The 19,206-nt window shown below is 69.6% G+C and carries 9 protein-coding genes; 8 read left to right on the top strand and 1 reads right to left on the bottom strand.

From position 1 onward, the window contains the following. Positions 1-274: 274 nt before the first annotated feature. The 3 genes from ACFWJO_RS22320 (at position 275) to ACFWJO_RS22310 (ending at position 11,529) form a co-directional block, all read left to right on the top strand. Positions 275-4,510, top strand: coding sequence for a LamG-like jellyroll fold domain-containing protein (locus ACFWJO_RS22320; protein WP_386867633.1), 4,236 nt, complete (start codon positions 275-277; stop codon positions 4,508-4,510). Positions 4,511-5,010: 500 nt separating this feature from the next. Further along, positions 5,011-11,013, top strand: coding sequence for an RHS repeat-associated core domain-containing protein (locus ACFWJO_RS22315; RefSeq protein ID WP_386867632.1), 6,003 nt, complete (start codon positions 5,011-5,013; stop codon positions 11,011-11,013). 75 nt (positions 11,014-11,088) lie between these two features. Beyond that, entirely contained in the window at positions 11,089-11,529 is a 441-nt protein-coding gene (locus ACFWJO_RS22310) for a hypothetical protein (protein WP_386867630.1), read from the top strand. An 18-nt stretch (positions 11,530-11,547) separates the two neighbouring features. Here the strand turns inward: ACFWJO_RS22310 and ACFWJO_RS22305 are convergent, their stop codons facing one another. Further along, on the bottom strand, positions 11,548-12,258 hold the full coding sequence (locus ACFWJO_RS22305; protein ID WP_386867628.1) for a DNA-binding response regulator: 711 nt from the start codon (positions 12,256-12,258) through the stop codon (positions 11,548-11,550). A gap of 241 nt (positions 12,259-12,499) precedes the next feature. Between ACFWJO_RS22305 and ACFWJO_RS22300 the strand changes: the two genes are divergently transcribed. From ACFWJO_RS22300 to ACFWJO_RS22280, 5 genes are all read left to right on the top strand, one after another. Beyond that, positions 12,500-14,011 carry a von Willebrand factor type A domain-containing protein gene (locus tag ACFWJO_RS22300; protein WP_386867626.1) on the top strand — a complete coding sequence of 504 codons (1,512 nt, stop codon included), beginning with the start codon at positions 12,500-12,502 and terminating at the stop codon, positions 14,009-14,011. 18 nt (positions 14,012-14,029) lie between these two features. Next, positions 14,030-14,503 (top strand): DUF1772 domain-containing protein, encoded by a 474-nt coding sequence (locus ACFWJO_RS22295; RefSeq protein ID WP_386867624.1) that lies wholly within the window; start codon positions 14,030-14,032, stop codon positions 14,501-14,503. A 330-nt stretch (positions 14,504-14,833) separates the two neighbouring features. After that, a complete protein-coding gene (locus ACFWJO_RS22290) occupies positions 14,834-15,481 on the top strand; it encodes a ScbR family autoregulator-binding transcription factor (protein ID WP_386867622.1) in 648 nt (215 codons plus the stop codon). Positions 15,482-15,919: 438 nt separating this feature from the next. Next, on the top strand, positions 15,920-16,813 hold the full coding sequence (locus ACFWJO_RS22285; RefSeq protein WP_386867620.1) for a BTAD domain-containing putative transcriptional regulator: 894 nt from the start codon (positions 15,920-15,922) through the stop codon (positions 16,811-16,813). Between the two features lie 347 nt (positions 16,814-17,160). Further along, on the top strand, positions 17,161-19,206 hold a 2,046-nt coding region (locus ACFWJO_RS22280; RefSeq protein ID WP_386867618.1), incomplete at its 3' end, for a helix-turn-helix domain-containing protein.

Below are 19,206 nucleotides of genomic sequence, written 5' to 3'. Positions count from 1 at the left end.
GTGTCTGAGCTGGGTGTTCCGTCTCGTGGACGTTTGGGAAGGAGCTTGCCGGACATAAGGCCGTGATAAAGGTCACCGCCAGCTATGTCCCAGAAGAAAACCAACCTGCCGGTCTGCTCTTGATGTCGCCCCTGCCCCACCTGAACTCCGCCGGTAGCGTTCCCGGCCGATCGCGCGAACCACGCGCTCACTCAAGCAGGCTGGGGGGTCCATGGGGTGGGGAAGGCGTCGCCGCAGAGCGACGTACGGAGCCGTCGTCACGACGCTGACGGCGATGATGGCGGGTGGTACGGCGGTCCAGCCGGCCACCGCGCAGGAGGCGAGCGCCACATCGCAGGCCGGCGCCGTCGCCACTGCGGCGGAGACCGGCGAAGCGCCCAGCGAGGCGCTGGCCAAGGCAGCCGCCAAGAGGAGCGGGCGCGCCGTGGAGGTCACCGGCCTCCGGCACGAGCGGCGCGAAGTGTTCGCCAACGCGGACGGGTCGTTCACGGCGCGCGAATACACGCAGCCCGTGCGTGCCAGGCGCGGCAACGGCTGGGTGCCCGTGGACGCCACGCTCGTCGCCAACGGCGACGGCACCTGGTCGCCGAAGGCCTCGACCGTGGACCTGGATTTCTCCGACGGAGGCAAGGGCCCGTTCGTCAGGATGAGCCGGGTCGGCCGCGAGTACGCACTGACCTGGCCGGGTGGCACGCTGCCGAAACCGAAGGTCGAGGGCGACACCGCCCGCTACGAAGAGGTGTTGCCGGGCGTCGATCTGGCCGTGCGAGCCGGTGTCGAGGGCTTCTCGCACTACTTCGTCGTCAAGACGGCTGAGGCGGCCGGCAACTCGCAGCTGGACACGCTGGAACTCGACCTCTCGACGAAGGGCCTGACGGTCACGGAGACCTCCGATGGTGCCGTCAAGGCCGTCGATTCCGCTGTCGGCGGCACGGTCTTCGAGTCGGGCCCCGCAGCCATGTGGGACTCCGCCGCGGCCATGGCGGCATCGGCGGCCACGTCCACGAAGTCCGCGAGGCCCGCGCTGGACGCAGCCGATGGCGGGCGCAAGGCCAAGGTGGCTCTCGACGTACGCAAGGGCAAACTGACCCTCAAGCCCGACCTGAAGCTGCTGCGCGGCAAGAACACCGGCTATCCGGTCGTCATCGACCCGACACCGCGTACCACGGGGACCACCGCGTGGACGTCGGTGATGTCGGGCATGCCCACGGAGCAGGACTTCAAGTACGCCGGCGACGCGGGCGTGGGGCGTTGCCCGTCCGACCAGACGCCCGCATCGTGCTCGGGAATCGGCGTACGCCGGCTGCTGTTCACCTTTCCCCTGGGCTATTTCAAGGGCAAGCAGATCCTGAGCAGCACGTTTTCCGCTCGACTGACGCAGAACTACGCGTTCGACAACCACGCCGAGCCGATCGACCTGTACCGGATCGGCTCCGCCAACTACACCGTCACTTCCGGCAGCAACTGGTCGAACACCAGCGATGACTGGGTCGCCAACCTCATGACGGTCGACCGGTCGATCACCCCGACCCAGTGCGGCAGCCAGGCCAACCTGCACTTCAGCAACGGCCAGCTGCTCACCCAGACGCAGGCAGCCGTGGCAGGCGGTTGGTCGACCATGTCCCTCGGTCTGCGAGCCAAGGACGAGGGAGCGTACGCCGGCTGGAAGCGCATCTGCGGTAACGCCTACCTGTCGATCACGTACAACACGCCGCCGCTCCAGGTCGCGAACGCGACCATGTCCTCGGACCCCGGCGGCAAGTGCGTGACGGACCCGGCCAAGGCTCCTTACGTCGACGGCTTTCCGATGCTTCGGGGCCAGGCGTCGGACCCCGACCACACGAAGAGCTCCAGCGACCCGGTGAAGATGCAGTACCAGGTCTTCTACCGTGATGCCGGGAACGTGGAGAGGAGCTATCTCGCGGAGACCGGCTACAAGTCTCCGAACCCGGGTGTGCTGTACACGCACAGGGTGGCACCGCCGGCGGTCTCCGGGGTCGGGTTGTACTCCGCGGAGCACAACAGGGTCTATCAGCGTTCCACGCCGTCCGCGGGCCCCGACACAGCTGTGATTCCCTTCGACATCGGAGGAATTCCCGAGTACGGCACCCCTGCGAAGCGTGTCCTGGTGGGCGACTGGAACGGCGACGGGATCGACACGCTTGGCGTGTACGACCCGGCCAACCGGACGTTCGCGCTGAGGAACGACAACGCGGGCCCGGTTGCCATCACGATCGCCTTCGGGAACACGGGGGATGAACCGGTCGTCGGTGATTGGAACGGCGACGGCAAGGACACCGTCGGTTTGTGGCGGCCGGGCAACCACACCTTCTACCTGAACAACGAGCACACCAACAACGTCGCTGACATCCAGTTCATCTACGGAGGCGACGGCATGAGCCCGCTCGTCGGCGACTGGAACGGCGACGGCGTGGACACCATCGGCATGTACGCGTACGACGCCGTCACGTTCTACATCCGCAACGCCAACAGCGCGGGCGGCAACAGCTGGGAGATCCGCTACGGCAACGTCGGTGACAGCCCCGTGGTGGGCGACTGGAACGGTGACAAGACCGACAGCATCGGGGTATGGCGATCGAGTAACCACACCTTCTACCTGAACAACGAGCACGCCAACAACGTCGCGGACAACGTGTTCATGTACGGCGACCGCTACGGCACTTCGGTGACCCCGCTCACCGGCACCTGGGTTCCCAGCGTCCCCGCCAACAGCGTGATCTCCTGGCAGGCGCGCGCCTTCGACGGTGATGCCTGGGGTCCGTGGAGCTCTGCGAGCGGCGCCGGCCGCTGCTACGTTCGACGGGACACGACCACGCCTGCCGCCCCCATCGTGACGGCCGACCCGTACAAGACCGACAACGAGTGGCGCGACGGTGTCGGCAGGCAGGGGACCTTCACCTTCGATGCCTTCGACTCCGACGTCATCGGCTATCGGTACACCTTCGACGACGAGACCACCAGGACCGTCGCCACCACGACCGGCAACCCGGTGACCTTGCCGTGGACGCCGACCTGGCCGGGACGCCACACGGTCGACGTCGAGGCCTACGACGCTGCGGGAAAGACGAGCGCGGTCGCCAGTTACACCTTCCTGGTCGCCAGCGGGAGGGTCGCCCAGTGGAACCTCGGCGACCCGGTCGGTAGTACCGAGGCTCATGACGAGATGGGCAACTACGCGATCCGTCCCGGCGCCGGCGTGACCTTCGAGGTACCCGGCCAGGGCGGCAAGGCCGACCCTGTGGCGCGACTTGACGGCACGTCGGAGGCGTATCTGACAACCGCAGACCCCGAGGCCCCGTGGGAGGACGCTTCCGTCGTCGACACCCGGTCGAGCTTCTCGGTGAGCGCGTGGGTCAAGCCGGCGGCTCTTGACCGCGACATGGCGGTCGTCAGCCAGGACGGCACGACATGGGCCGAATTCCTGCTCGGCTATGACGCCGCCGCGAAGTCCTGGAGCTTCGCCACGAGCGATGACGGCAGGCGTACTACCGTTACGGTCCCCACCGGCGACACCGCCCTCAACAAGTGGGTACACCTGACAGGCGTGTTCGACGCCAGGGCGACCGGAGGGCCTCAGCTGCGGTTGTACGTCGACGACGGTGACCCGGCCACCCCGACAGGCACGGCGACAGTAGCGCGGGGAGCCCCCGCCTCCTGGAACGCCAACGGAGCTCTCCAGATCGGCCGGATGACCGTCCCGGGCCTCCATGTCGCCCACTTCGCGGGCGACCTGTCCGCCGTCCGGATCTACAACCGGCCGGTCACGACAGCGGAGATCGCCGAGTTCCAGGCGGTAAGGCCGGCCCGGAAGGCGTACTGGGACTTCGAGAAGGCGAACGCGGACGGCACCCTGCCGAACATCCAGAGCATGGGCAGCTCGCTCGGCTTGTTCGAGTCCACGCTCTACCGCAGGACCAGCGTGCGAGAACCGGTCGCCCTGTCCGGTGCAGGCCACGCGGTGCTGGACGGCGTCAACGACTACGCGTACACCAACGCACCGGTCGTGGGGGGCGACAAGAGCTTCACGCTCTCGGCGCGCGTGCGGCTGACCAACGTCAACTCGACCGCCTCGCAGACGGTGCTGTCCCTGCCCGGCCAGAACACCGACCGGGTCGCTGTCCGCTACGACGGCGCGACCCAGCGATGGAAGCTCGTCCTGACCGAGAGCGACAGCGCCGCGGCGAAGGTGACCGAGGTGACGGACAGCGCCGCGCTGCCTTCCGCCGATGGTGCCGGAAGCCACCTCGCGGTCGTGTATGACGCCGCTGCGCGTGAACTGCGGCTCTACGTGGACGGCGGCGAGCCCGTGACAGCCACGGTGGAGAACGGTTCCGGATGGGCCTCCGTCGGCGGCCTCCAGGTGGGCCGTTCGGTGAAGACCGGTGAGTACCTGTCCGGTGCCGTGGACGAGGTGCGCGCCTACGCGGGCGCGCTCAGCCCGACCGTGATCTCCATGATCGAGAACCAGATGCCGGACCCGAACCTGTAGGCCCGCTGCCCCGGCCGGGTGGCCCTCTTCGAGGCGAGCCACCCGGCCGGTCGGTCGCCTTCGGGTTTCCGTCGCCTTCTCTTTCTCTCCCTCTGACCTCACATCGGAGTTTCGTCATGCCACTACGCGGTAGACCTGTGGCCGCGCGCATGTCCGCAGGCGCACTGTCAGGCCTGGTTCTCGCCCTCACGCTGTCCCTCTCAGGTGGCAGCATCGCCCAGGCTGTCACGCCTCAACCGAAGCCTCGCGGCCTGCCCGGGTTCGCCGAGAACCCTGCACCGATCGAGGGCAGGAAGGCGGGTAAGGCCCGGCCGACGCCCCCCGACGCGGCGAAGAAGGCAGCGGTCCGCAGTCTGGGCAAGGTTTCCTGGCCCACCGCGGCGAGCGTCGAAGTCGCGGTGCCCGCGTCCACGGCCACCGTGCCTGCCGGACCCGGCGCGCACACCGCCCGTTCCGCTGTCCCGGCGGCCGTCGGGAAGACCCGCGTGGGAGGTCTTCCCGTGACCGTCGCGCCTGCACGTGCGAAGAGCGCGGCCGGCACCCCCGCCAAGGTGAAGATCAGTTCCCTTGGCCGGGACAAGGCCGCCCGCTGGGGCGGCGCTGCCCTCTTCACCGTCGAACGCGCCGACGCCGGTTCCAGTGCCTCGTCCGTGCGGCTCTCCCTGGACTACTCGTCGTTCTCCGACGGCGCGGGCGGTGCCTACGGCTCCCGGCTCACCCTCGTTCAGCTGCCGGCCTGTGCGGTCACGAAGGCGCCGGGCAGCAGGGACTGCACGGCCGTCCCGAAGACTCTTGTGTCCGAGAACGACACGGCGCACCGCACCGTCAGCTCCGACGTCACCGCGACCGCGGCGAACGCTCCTGCGGCCGTCTACGCGCTGACCGCCACCGCCTCCTCGGCGAAGGGCGACTACAAGGCCACTCCGCTGGCCCCCTCGGCGAGCTGGTCGGTGTCCAACTCCTCCGGTGGCTTCTCGTGGAGCTACCCCCTGCGCATGGTGCCGACCCCCGGCGACATCGCTCCCAACATCGAGCTGGGCTACTCGTCCCAGTCCGCCGACGGTCGAACCGCTGCCACCAACAACCAGGGTTCCTGGCTCGGTGAGGGCTTCAGCTATGAGCCGGACTACATCGAGCGCTCGTACAAGCCCTGCTCCGACGACGGGCACTCCGGCTCGGGCGAGCAGTGCTGGGCGTACGAGAACGCCACAGTGATGCTCAACGGCCAGTCCTCTGCGCTCGTCAAGAGCGACAAGGACGGCACGTGGCATTTCGCCACCGACAACGGAGCCAAGATCGAAAAGCTCGACAGCCGCACGTACGCCACTGGCAGCGACGACAACGACGACGAGTACTGGAAGATCACCACGACCGACGGCACAGAGTATTACTTCGGTCTGAACCGACTCCCCGGCTGGACATCGGGCAAGCAGGAGACTCAGTCCGTCTGGACGGCTCCCGTGTTCGGTGACGACGTCAATGAGCCGTGCTACAACGCGACGTTCACCAGCGCTCACTGCAAGCAGGCCTGGCGCTGGAACCTCGACTACGTCAAGGACCGTCACGGCGATGTCAGGTCGTACTTCTACAAGCCCGAGACCAACTACTACGCCTTGAACGGCAAGACGGACGTCAACGGCACCGCCTACCACCGCGCCGGATATGTCGAGCGCATCGACTACGGACAGCGTGACGGCGCCGTTTACTCCACGAAGGCCCCGGCACGGGTCGTGTTCGGCACGGCCGAGCGTTGTCTTCCGGACACCACGTTCGACTGCCATCCGTCGAAGTTCACGGCGGCCAACGCCGCGCGCTGGCCCGACACCCCGTTCGACCGCAACTGTGCTGCCAATACCAAGTGCACCCTTGCACAGAGCACGCAGACCTTCTGGACCACCCGGCGGCTCATCAGCGTCACCACCCAGATGAGCACCAGCGCCGTTGCCGGGGAATACGACGAAGTCGATGCGTGGACATTCACGCATCTGTTCACTGACAACGGTGACGCCACCAAGTCCCTGTGGCTCTCGAAGATCGACCACGAGGGCCGGGCCGGTACCGGCACTGCCGCACTGCCCTCCGTGGACCTTCAGGGCGAAGCCAAGATGAACCGGGTCGACAGCGACACCGACAACACCGATCCGTTTTACCGCTTCCGCCTCACCACCGTGACCAGTGAGACCGGAGCCCAGCTCGACATCACCTACGCGCCCACCGAGTGCACGCCGACCACACTGCCGCAGCCCGGTTCCTCGACCAGGCGCTGCTATCCCGTCGTGTGGACGCCACCCGGCGCCGCCGGTCCGCAGACGGACTGGTTCCACAAGTACGTCGTCCAGCAGATCACCGACACCGACCGTACGGGCGGAAGCGACGACCTCGTCACCCGCTACGCCTACCAGGGCGACGCCGGCTGGCGGTACGCCGAGCCCAATGGCATCACCGACCCGAAGTACCTGACCTGGAGCCAGTGGCAGGGCTACGGCAAGGTCACGGTCACGGGCGGCGACGGTCAGACCATGTCGTCCCGCGTCGACTACACGTATCTGCAGGGACTCGACGGCGACAAGCTGCCCGGCACCGGCACCGCCACCCGGGTCGAGAAGGTGAAGGACTCCACCGACGTCGAGTACACCGGCAGCAAGGAGTTCACAGGCTTCGAGATCGAGAAGCAGGCATACGACACCGCCGTCGCCGGCACGGTGGTCTCCAAGACGCTCACCGAGCCGTGGAAGGTGGACACCGCCACCCAGACCAAGAGCTGGGGCACGAGCAGGGCCACCGTGGTCCGTGCGGGTTCGACCCGCGAGTACCACCGTCAGTCAGACAACACCTGGACCCAGACCAAGTCGGTCTCCGCCTACGACACGAGCGTGCCGGGCACCCGACTCAAGTACAGCGAAGACCTCGGCGATGTCACGACCGCCGTCGACGACAAGTGCGTCCGGCCCTCGTACGCCGACGTGCCGGCCCAGAACGTCTTCGACCAGATCTCCCGCAAGGAGACGGTCTCCGTGAACTGCGCCGCCACGCCGGACCGCAGGACTCAGGTCATCAGCGACGAGACGTCCACGTACAACGCTGCCGGTGACGTCACCGAGACCAAGCGACTGACCTCCCACGACGGGACGACGCCCCACTACGATCCCGTGAGCACCACCGACTACGACGGCTACGGCCGTCCGACACTGGTCAAGGACGCGGACCTCAATCCGACCACGACCGCCTACACCGACACCAACGGTCTTCTGACCAAAACCACGGTGACCAACGCGCTCAAGCACGTCACCGTCACCGACTACGCCCCCGCCTGGGGCGTGGCCACCGGCGTCACCGACCCGAACAAGAAGCGCACGGACCTGGCGTACGACCCGCTGGGCCGGCTCACCTCGGTGTGGCTCGCCAACCGGGCCAGGACTTCCACCCCGAGCCTCAAGTACGCCTACAACGTCCGCCGCGACAAGCCGGTCGCGGTCACGACGGAAACGCTCAAGAATGACGGGTCCTACGAGGCCTCGTTCCAGCTCTACGACAGCCTGCTCCGTCTGCGGCAGACCCAGGCCCCGGGCGCCGGCGGCACCCGTCTCGTCAGCGACGTCTGGTACGACGGAACCGGGAAAAAGCGGAAGACCAACGCCACCTACAACGCGACAGGAGCGCCGTCCGACGAGCTGGTGACCGTGCTCAACGGTCAGGTCGGCGCGCAGACCGTCTACGAGTACGACGGTCTCGGCCGGACCACCGCGGAGATCTCCCTCATCGCGGGCAACGAGCAGTGGCGCACGACCACCGCCTACGACGGCAACGCGGTCCACGTCGACCCGCCGGTCGGCGGCGTGCCCACGACGACGATCAACGACGTCCACGGTCGGGTCAAGGAGCGCCGTCACTACCGCACCGCATCCCCTGATCCGCTCGGCCCCGGCACCCAGTACGACTCCATCACGTACACGTACACCCAGCGCGGTCAGTTGGAGACGGTCACCGACTCCCAGGGCAACGTCTGGCGCTACGGTTACGACCAGCTCGGACGCAAGACCACGACGGTGGACCCCGACGCGGGCACGGCGACCACCGCGTACGACAACCTCGACCGTCCCAAGTGGACCGAGGACGCCCGGAAGAAGAAGATCTCCACCACCTATGACGTGCTCGGGCGTGAGACCGGCACGTGGGAGGGTGACCCCGGTACGGGCAAGCAGCTGACCGAGAACCTGTACGACAACGCCGGCTACCTGGGACAGCCCTGGGCCTCCATCCGGTACGTCGACGGTGTCGAGGCCTACTCCAGCTACATCCAGACCCGCGACGCGCTCTACCGGCCGGAGAGGACCGACTACTACGTGGCCGCCGGGGTGGACGCCAAACTCCAAGGCACCTACAGCTTCACGACCCAGTACGGGCTCGACGGCAACCCCACCAGCACGGCCATGCCGGCGGCGGGCAAGCTGCCCGTCGAGACCTTCGCCTACACATACGACGAGCTGCGTCGTCCTGACACCATGACCAGCGTGTTGTCCACGTACGTCAAGGACACGCTGTACACGGGTACCGGGCAGCTCAAGGGCTTGGTGATGGCCTCGGGCAGCGGCCGGCAGGTCCAACAGTCCTTCGACTACGAGAAGGGCTCCCAGCGGCTGATCGGCTCGACGGTCGACGTCGAGGGCGCCACGGCTCCGGCGAAGGCGACCGCGTACTCCTACGACCAGTCCGGCAACGTCCTGTCCGTCACCGACACATCAGATGCGGTCGCCGACGTGCAGTGCTTCGCCTACGACGCGGGCCAGCGACTCACCGAGGCGTGGACCCCGGCCGCCGTCGGTGCCGAGGCGACGGGCTCCGGCACAGTCGGCGCGACGCAGAACGGCAAGGCTCCCACGGCCTGTGCCGCGGCGCCCGGCGCGAACCCGCTCGGCGGCCCCGCCGCCTACTGGAAGTCCTACACCACGGACTCCATCGGCAACCGGACGAAGGACGTCACGCACGACACCGGTTTGGACGCGACCAAGGACGTCACCCGGACCTTCACCTACGGGGAGGGCACCGCGGGTCCGCACGCCGTCACCAAGGTCGACGAGGCCGACCCGGCGGGCGCCCGCACTTCTACCTACCACTACGACGAGAGCGGCAACACCGACACGCGAACCTCCGGTACCGCCACTCAGAGCGTGGAATGGAACTCCGAGGGCAAGGCGACGAAGATCGCCGAGGCGGACGGCAAGCAGTCCACCTTCCTGTACGACGCGGACGGCAACCGGGCCGTCCGGAAGGATGCCACGGGCACCACGCTCTACCTGCCAGGCATGGAACTGAAGCTCCCGACCGGCGGCACCGCCGTCGAGGCCACCCGCTACTACACCTTCGCGGGCCAGACGGTCGCCGTCCGCCAGGACAAGGGCGACCTGCACTTCATGGGCTCCGACCAGCAGGGCACAGGCCTCGTCGCCATCGCCGCCGCCACCGGCATGATCACCCGACGACGCCAGGACCCCTACGGCAACGCCCGGGGCGTGGCCAGTAACTGGCCGAGCGAGAAGGGCTTCGTGGGCGGCACGATCGACGCCCAGTCGGGCCTCACACACATAGGCGCCCGCGAGTACGACCCCTCACTGGGCCGCTTCCTTTCCGTCGACCCGGTCATGGACCCCCAGGACCCGGCCCAGATGAACGCCTACAGCTACGCCCACAACTCCCCGATCACGAAGTCCGACCCGACGGGCCTGCGCCCGGACGGTCCGGCGGGCGGTAATGGAGTCGCGGACTACTACTGGGCCAACGATCGTGGCATGTCCATCCACTACGACTATGGTAAGGGCGACTTTGACATCAAGGTGAAGTCGGACCGCGCGTCTCACCGCAAGTACTGGCATTACCGAGCGAATCCCCGACACTACAAGGTGTACCACTACGACGCGAAACAAGTGGAGGCGCTGAGGGCTGCTGCGCTAAAGGAGGCCGCGCAGCGGGAGGCGGCCCGGCAGGCGCATAGCGATAATCCACAACTGAGCATCTTGGGGCACTCATGGAATGCCCTGAGGGAGCCGCTCACCAAATTTGCCCTTGGTGTTGCCGCAGATACGGTCAACAACGTTGAGGCAGGGGCTAATTGGCTCTGGGATAACCGCGGCCTCGTAGCGAGTGTGGCAGCGACCGTGGGGTGCTTCGTGCCCGCTGTGGGTTGGGCCGCCTGCGCCGGTCTTCAGGCAGCTGCTTACGGAGTCAGAGCTCAGCAGCGTGCGGCTGAAGGAGGAGGCTGGAAGAAGACATGGCGCGAGAACACTTTCGATGCTGTGCTCACGGCATCGACCTTCGGTGTCGGAGGAACTGCCATGAGGTGGGCCAAGTTCGGCAAGCTCTCCGGTGTAAGGGAAACCGGCCGCGTGCCGGCGATGTATAAGGCGGCCTCCTGGAAGGGTGGCCAGGCGTATCATCCGCTCTACACTCTGGCGACGTCGGCTCCGACCGTCATCAATGCGACGGCGTCGTTCTTCAGTGGCGATTAGCGGAAAGCGATGTGGCGCCCGAATCTATTTCGCAGGTTCGGGGCCGCATGGCCCGCAATCCGAAAGGGAATCACAATGCTGTCTGGCACATGGAAGTGGGCTTCCTTCGGTATGGGGCTTCTTCCTCTTGCTATCGGTCTGTCTGGTCTGCTGCTCGGCAAGTTCGACGGCAACGAGTTCACGGTCGTCATCGCTTTGGTCATCGGTGTATGGGTGGTGGCTACCGCGCCTTTCGCCGGAGTGCGAGTGAATGACCGTGGAGTTCTGTATCGCGGAATCCTTAAGCGTAAGCGCTTCACGTGGGATGCGGTACAGTCCGTCACGGTCGAATACGTCGGTGGGAACGGCCTGCTTGAGGCTGAAATGCCGGTGGTCAAGACAAAGGACGGGAGTGAAATACCGCTTCTGATTCTGGCCGGCTACACAAGCGGACATCCACGGGTTAATCGACGTGTGCGACAGCAAGCTGCTGTGATTCAACGGGAGTGGGAACTGGCGATCCGCAGGACCGACTGACTGACTGCACGGTTCTCGTCACACCCACCCCCTCCGAGCCGCTTCCGCCCCCGCGCGGAAGCGGCTCGTCGTGCCCAGGGCCGCCATCAGTTCGCCGACGCGGCGGCTGTAGGTGCGGGGGGACATGCCGAGGCGGGCCGCGGCGGTTTCGTCGGTGAGGCCGGCGAGGAGGGCGTCGAGGACCGGGCGGAGCTGGGGCGGGAGGTCGCGGGCGGGCGGGGTGAGGCCGGCCAGTTCCTGGCTGGTGTCCCAGGAGGCGTGGTGGGCGCGGACCAGGGCCTGGACGACGACCGGGTCGCGGATCAGGAGCAGGCCGTTGTAGTGGAGTTCGAGGTCGAGCGGGACCGCGGCGACGGTGCGGTCGACCACGATCATCTTGAAGGGGATCGAGTCCGCGACCCTCGCCCGGCCCGGGACCCGGACCGTCCCCGCCACCTGGGGGAGGGCGTGGCGGGGGACGATCCGGCGGACCTCGCCGGCCCGCTCCGCCGCCGCGCGCATGCACGCTCCTGCCAGCTCCAGGAACGGCTCGGGGATCGCACGCGAGGCGGAGGCCGCCGGATCGTCGAAGGTCAGCAACTCGTGCCGCGCCGAGGCCGCGAGGCCCGCGAGCGCCGCGCTGACCCGCCGCGTGCCGCGGACCGGGCGCCCGGGAGGACGCTGGGGCTCCGGACCGGCACGGCCCATCGCCGAACGGGCGAGCATCACGGAGCCCGCAGTCTCTGACACCGCTGACCACCCCCGCCCGATCGGTGTGCCACTCCATGTACGCACGCGACTGCACACGGTGACAACCCCTGTTGACAAGGATGGCGAGTCCCTGCCACGGCAGCGCGCCCCCGCCGCCGTTGCCGCATTGAGATCCATCCGCAACTCCTTCGTCTGCTCCTTCCGGCCTCCTCGGACGTCACATTCACAAGTGCGTGACTCCGAAGGGGACATGGGGGAAGGAGACGTGGGGGAGATGTTCATGAGACGAAGGCTCTCGACGAAAGTGGCGGCCGGACTGCTCGGCGGCGCCCTGCTGCTGACCGGATGCGCCGGCGGTTCCGACGGGTCCGGCCGGACCAGCGCCGACCGCGCCGCTCCCGACCGCGGCGCCCCCGCGCCCGCGCCCGACGCCCCGGACGCGCGGCGGCCGTCCGGTGCGCCCGAGGCGCCCGAGCGGCTCTCCACCTTCGCCCTCGACGTCGACACCGCCTCGTACGGCTACGCCCGCCGCACCCTCGCCGAGGGCCGGCTGCCCGACCCCGCTGACGTACGGCCCGAGGAGTTCGTCAACAGCTTCCGGCCCGACTACCCGCGGCCGAAGGACAACGGCTTCAGCGTCACCCTCGACGGCGCCCGCTCCGACGCGGCCGGCTGGTCGCTGCTCCGGGTCGGGCTCGCGACCCGGCCCGGCGACGGCGAACGCCCGCCCGCCGCCCTCACGTTCGTCATCGACGTGTCCGGTTCCATGGGCGAGCCCGGTCGGCTCGACCTCGTCAAGGAGTCGCTCGGGCTGCTCGCCGACCGGCTGCGCGACGACGACTCCGTCGCCCTCGTCACCTTCAGCTCCGACGCCGAGGTCCGGCTCCCCATGACCCGGGTCGGCGAGAACCGCGGCCGGATCCACGACGTCGTCGACGGCCTGGAGACCAGCTCCTCCACCAACGTGGAGGCCGGCGTCCGCACCGGCTACGACGTCGCCGTCGAGGGCCGCCGCACGGGCGCCACCAACCGGGTCGTGCTGCTCTCCGACGCCCTCGCCAACACCGGCGACACCGACGCCGAAGGCATCCTGGAGCGCATCGACACCGAGCGCCGCACGTACGGGATCACCCTGTTCGGCGTCGGCGTCGGCAGCGACTACGGCGACGCGTTCATGGAGCGGCTCGCCGACAAGGGCGACGGCCACACCACCTACGTCGCCACCCCCGAACAGGCCCGCAAGGTCTTCGTCGACCAGCTCCCCGGCCACGTCGAACTGCGCGCCCGGGACGCCAAGGCCCAGGTCGCCTTCGACGAGAAGACCGTGGAGGAGTTCCGGCTCGTCGGCTACGAGAACCGGAAGGTCGCCGACGACGACTTCCGCGACGACCGGGTCGACGGCGGCGAGATCGGCGCCGGACACACCGTGACCGCGCTGTACGCGGTGAAGCTGCGGCCGGGGCAGCGCGGCAGGGTCGCCACGGCCACCGTCCGCTGGCTCGACCCGGCCACCCGCGCCCCGCACGAGCGCTCGGGCAGCGTGGACGCCGCCGCCATGACCGCGCCGATCTGGGGCGACGGTCACGACAGCCTGCAACTGACTGCGATCGCCGCGTACTTCGCCGACCGGCTGCGCGGCGGCGACCTGCCCGGCGCGCCGGTCCTGTCGAGCCTGGCCGCCCGGGCCGGTGCGATCGCCGAGCGGGCCCGCTCCGCGTCGGTGCGGGAGCTGGCCGAGGCGATCCGGCAGGCGGACGGGTTGAGCGGTTCCTCCGACCCGTACGCCGGGTGATCGGCCATCATGATGCCCATGGCCGCCCTGCTGCTCGCCCTCGCCGTCGTGTCCACCGGTCTCTACGCCGGGTTCATGCTCATCTTCCGGACCGGTGTGATGCCCGCCCTGGGCCGTCTCACGGACGAGGAGTTCGTGAACGCGATGCGGCGGATCAACGAGTACGTGCCGAGGCCGGTGTTCCTGCTCGTCTTCCTCGGGGCCGTCGCCTTCCCCGCGGCGGCCCTGGCCGTGCCGGTCGACGGGCGGACCGACACCCAGAAGTGGCTGGTGCTGGCGGGTCTCGTCGGTGCGGCGGCCAATCATCTGGTCACCGTCGCGGGCAACATCCCGCTCAACAACGCCCTCGCCGCGTCGGAGCCGGCCGGTGAGCCGGCGGCCGCCGTACGGGCGGCCTTCGAGCGGCGCTGGAACCGTCTCCACCTGGTCCGCACCCTGCTGATCCTGGCCGCCTTCGGGCTCCTCACGGCCTCGGCGGTGGTCACCGGCTGACGGCTGCCGGCTGTCGGCCGACGGGCTGCGGGCCGACGGCCGACCGACACTGGACCGGAGGGTCGGTTTTCCGGTCGCCCTGAGTGACATCCGGCGGTGGGCGACGGTGCGTCAGGTCGGTGCGTTATCGGCCGACCTGACGTTCTCTTACTCGACACCGTCCGCAACTCCGCTGGTCAGGGGCTTGCGAAAGCGGGTGGCCGGGCTTGCGGGTTCACTGCGAACAAGGCTTCGGGTATCTTCCAGCTGCCGGAAAATAGGTACCCCAAGGTTTGTTTTCTCGGGCCACCGGGATGCCGGTTCGGGCGCGATGAGAGGGACGTGACTCCCATGGCGAAGCAGGATCGGGCGATTCGCACGCGCAAGGCGATCCTGGAGGCGGCTGCCGCCGTCTTCGACGAGCGGGGCTACGAGGCGGCCAAGCTCTCCGACATCCTGGCGCTCGCCCAGGTGACGAAGGGCGCGCTCTACTTCCACTTCGACTCCAAGGAAGACCTCGCGCACGCGGTGATCGACGCCCAGGTGTCGGTCGTGCCCACGGCGCCGCCGCAGACGTGCAAGGTCCAGGAGTTCGTGGACGTCGGCATGGTGTTCGCACACCGGCTCACCGTCGACCGGGTGCTGAGCGGCAGCGTCCGGCTCACCCTCGACCAGGGCGGCCACGAACTCAACCGCAGCGGCCCCTACCGCGAGTGGACCGAGATCAACCTGGCCCTGCTCCGGGAGGCGAAGGAGCGCGGCGAGCTGCTGCCGCACGCCGTGCCCGAGGAGGTCGCCCCGCTCGTCGTCGGCGCCTACGCGGGGCTCAACCTGATGACCCACGCCCTCGAGGGCGACCGCTCCTCCATGGAGCGCTGGGCCTCGGCGCTCTACCACCACTTACTGCCCAGCATCGTGGTGCCGTCCGTGCTGACCATGCTGGACCTGGAGCCGGGCCGCGGCGCCCGGGCCCTCGGCGCCGCGGACGCCCCCTCCTAGGCCCGCCTGCCGGCCGGCCCTGTCTTCCTTCGCCGCGTGGTCTCCCGCGCGGCTTTCGTGCGCCCGGGGCCGGTCCTGTCGGCCCCGCGTGCTCCCGAGCCGGTCCCGACGCCACCTTCCCAGGGCCCCCGCGGCGCGCCATCATGATCTCAAACGAAACCGCTGTGCCGGTTTTGCGGAGCTCCTGGCCGGAAGCCGCCCGCACCGCTGCCTGAAAACCAACGCCAAAGCATACCCGTGGGTCCAGTAACTGGATCCGGGAGTACGTTTCTTGAGCGCTTGACGACCTCTTGACGGTCGCGAACGCGGATGAAACGGGCAAAAATTCCGTCCACCGAGTCCAGTGATTCCATACCGTCCGGTTTCTTATTGACATGCCGCGCGGTCTCTTTTCTAATCGTCGAGGGTCATCCCGTGCGCAGAGGCTGAGGGGGCAACGTGGACGTCCGGATCCTGGGGGGACTTTCGGTGCGCGAGAACGGGGTGTCGATCACCCCGACCGCCGCCGCGCCGCGACAGCTGCTCGCCCTGCTCGCCGCCTGTGCCGACCAGGTCGTCCCGGTCTCCGTCCTCATGGAAGAACTGTGGCCGTCCGGCGCGCCCCGCGGAGCGCGCGCCGAGCTCCACTCCCACATCGTGGGACTGCGCTCGCTGATCGCCGCCGCGCTCAGTGACGGCCGGGGCGCCGGCCGCGGCCCGGAGGGCGGGCCCGGCGCGGCAGACGGCCGCACCCCCGAGACCGTGCTCGCCGCCCAGGCCGGCGGCTACCGGCTCGACACCGGCGGCGGTTCCCATGACGTGTGGCAGTTCGAGCGCGCGGCCGGCGCCGGTTACCGCGCCATGGAGGCGGGCGACCTCGCGCGCGCCGCGCTCAGGCTCGGCGAGGCCCTGGCGCTCTGGCGCGGCGAGCCGTACGCGGGAGTCGACGCCGGCCCGGGGCTGCGCGCGGAGACCGAGCGCCTGGAGGCCTCCCGGCTCAGCGTGCTCGACCAGTGGGTCGAGGCCCAGCTGGGGCTCGGCCGGCATGCCGAGATGGTGCCCGAACTCGCCGTCCTCGTCGCCCGGCACCCCGTCAACGAGTCGCTGCACGCCCAGTTCATGGTCGCCCTGCTGCGCTCCGGCCGCACCGACGACGCCGTGGAGGTCTACCACCGGCTCTGCGTGGCCCTGGCCGAGGACGGCGGCCGGGAGCCCTCGGCGCGGCTGCGCCGGCTGCACCGCTCGCTGCTGACCGTACGGGAGGCTCCCCGGCCCCGCGTACCGGCGCAGGCCCAGGGATCGTGGCTGCGGCCGCTCCGGCTCGTACCGGCCGTCGCGGGTGCGCCGGCCTGATCCGCCCGCCGCCCGGCGGGCCGGCGGCCGGACCCGGCACCCCGAGGTCGGCGCTCCCGGGGTGCCCGGTCCCGCCTGCCCCTGCCCGGCCCTGACGCACCGTCGGGCGCGCCCCGCTCACGCTGGCGCGCCCGCGCACCGCCCGGCAAGGTGCCCGCGCCACCCCGTCGCAGGCGCGCGAAGGTGGCCCCGGCACACTGGAGTCAGCGGAATGGGGCGGAAGGTGAAGAACAGCCATGAAGTCGTCGATCTCACCGTTGACCGCCGTGCACGTCCGATCTAGTTTCGGCCAGCGGTACGGGTGTCAACGGCGACACCTGGTTCTGCTCAACAGCGGGAGTTGAGGCATGTCCCACCACGGCACGGACGGGGGCGGGGGAGTGGACGCGCTCTCCGTGCTGGAGCTGCTGGCCCAGCAGGCGCCGCCCGAGCGGTTCGCCGAACTGCTCGACGAGGCCCGCGCGTCCGGCATGCCCGCCGGCGAACTCGCCCGCCTGGAGCGGGCGGTGCACCTCGCCACCGGAGTCGGCCGCTCGCTCGCCCGCCGCGAGCAGCGCGAGGCGGGCCTCGACGCCCTCGCGGACACCGCCCGCGACCTCACCCTCCCGTACGACCTGGACGGCCTGCTGCGGCTGGTCGTCCGCCGGGCCCGCAGGCTCCTCGACCTGGACCTCGCCTGCGTCACCCTGCGCGACGACCACGGCGTACGCGTCCTGCACAGCTCCGAGGGCGGCCTCACCGCCTTCGACGCCGCCGCCTGCTCCGGCGCCCTCGACAGCCAGGGACTCGGCGGCCTGGTCCACGCGTCCGGCGGACCGGCCTGGACCGAGGACTACCTGGCGGACGACCGCTTCCCGCACCTGCCCTCGGTCGACGAGGTGGTCCGCGAGGAGGGACTGCGCGCCGTCCTCGCCGTGCCCCTGAGGATCGGCGACACCGTCCTCGGCCTGCTGTACGGCGCCGACCGCAGGGCCCGGAGGTTCGCGGACGCCGAGCTCGCGCTGCTCGCACCGCTCGCCGACCTGGCCGCCGTCGCCACGGAGAAGGCCGGACTCCTCGACCAGACCACGGCCGAGGTCACCGAACTCGAACAGGACAGCTCCCGCGCCCGCACCGCGCTCACCCGCATGCGCTACATCGGCGAGGCGCACAGCCGGATCATGAACCTGGTGCTGTCGGGCGGCGACCTGCTCGGCGTCGCCAAGGCGGCCGGTGACGCCCTCGACGCGTGCGTACTCGTCCGCGACACCGGCGGTCGCACGCTCGCCGCCACCGGCGAGATCCCCGGCCTCGACGAGGACGCGGTGGCGAAGGCCTCGCTCGACGCCCACGCGGGCCGCCGCCCCGTACGCGCCGGCGGCGCCGGGGCCAAGGCGGGACCGCCCGGGTGCGGCCCGGCGTACGGTTCCGATCACGGCCCCGGTGACGGCGACGCCGAGCAGACCTGGGTCGCGCCCGTCATCGCCGGCTCCGAGGACCTCGGCGTCCTCGTCGTGAGCGCCGCGACCGAGCTCACCGGCGAGGACGAGCGGCTGCTCGAACTCGCCGCCCAGTCCGTCGCCTTCCTGCTCCTCATGCAGCGCTCCACCGCCGTCGCCGAGGGCCCCGTCCGCGACGAACTCCTCGACGACCTGCTCGCCGAGCCGCAGCACGCCCCGCAGCAGATCGCCCAGCGCGCCCGCCGCCTCGGCATCGACCTGCGCAAGCCGCACGTCCTGGTGGTGGCCCGGCCCGAGGGCGGCGAGCAGGGCCGCGCGGTGGTGTGGGCGTCCTCGTACGCGTACCGGATGGCGGGGCTGAAGACCGTGCAGGGCGGCTGCATCGTGCTGCTGCTGCCCGGTGTGGACGCGTCCGCCGCCGCGAAGGCCGTCTCGGGCGAACTGGCCCCGCTGCTCGGCCACCCGGTCTCGGTGGGCGCGGCCGGCCCCGGCTGGAGCCCGGACACCGTGGGCCGGCTCTACCAGGAGGGCACCCGCTGCCTGGACGCGATGAGCGCGCTCGGCGGCACGGGAGCGGCGGCGTCCGTGGAGGACCTGGGCTTCCTGGGACTGCTGCTGTCCGACGACCACGACGTCGACGGTTTCGTCGAGTCGGCGATCGGGCCGGTACTGGACTACGACGCCGAGCGGTTCACCGATCTCACCCGCACCCTGGAGGCGTACTTCGCCTCCGGCGGCAGTCCCACCAACGCGGCCGAGGCCCTGCACGTCCACCCGAACACGGTCTCGCGCCGCCTGGAGCGGATCGGTGAACTCCTCGGCCCGGAGTGGCAGAAGCCCGGACAGGTCCTGGAGGTGCAGCTGGCGCTGCGCCTCCAGCGCACCCGCGAGGTCCTGGCGCGCCGCCGCGCCGCCCTCGGCGACACCCGCCAGACCGGGCCGGCGAAGGACGCA

Origin of the sequence: Streptomyces sp. NPDC127092 (genome assembly GCF_042722475.1) — a bacterium.
Lineage (GTDB): Bacteria > Actinomycetota > Actinomycetes > Streptomycetales > Streptomycetaceae > Streptomyces.
The sequence above is the reverse complement of the archived record's forward strand: the minus strand, read 5'-3'. Positions and strand labels throughout refer to the sequence as shown.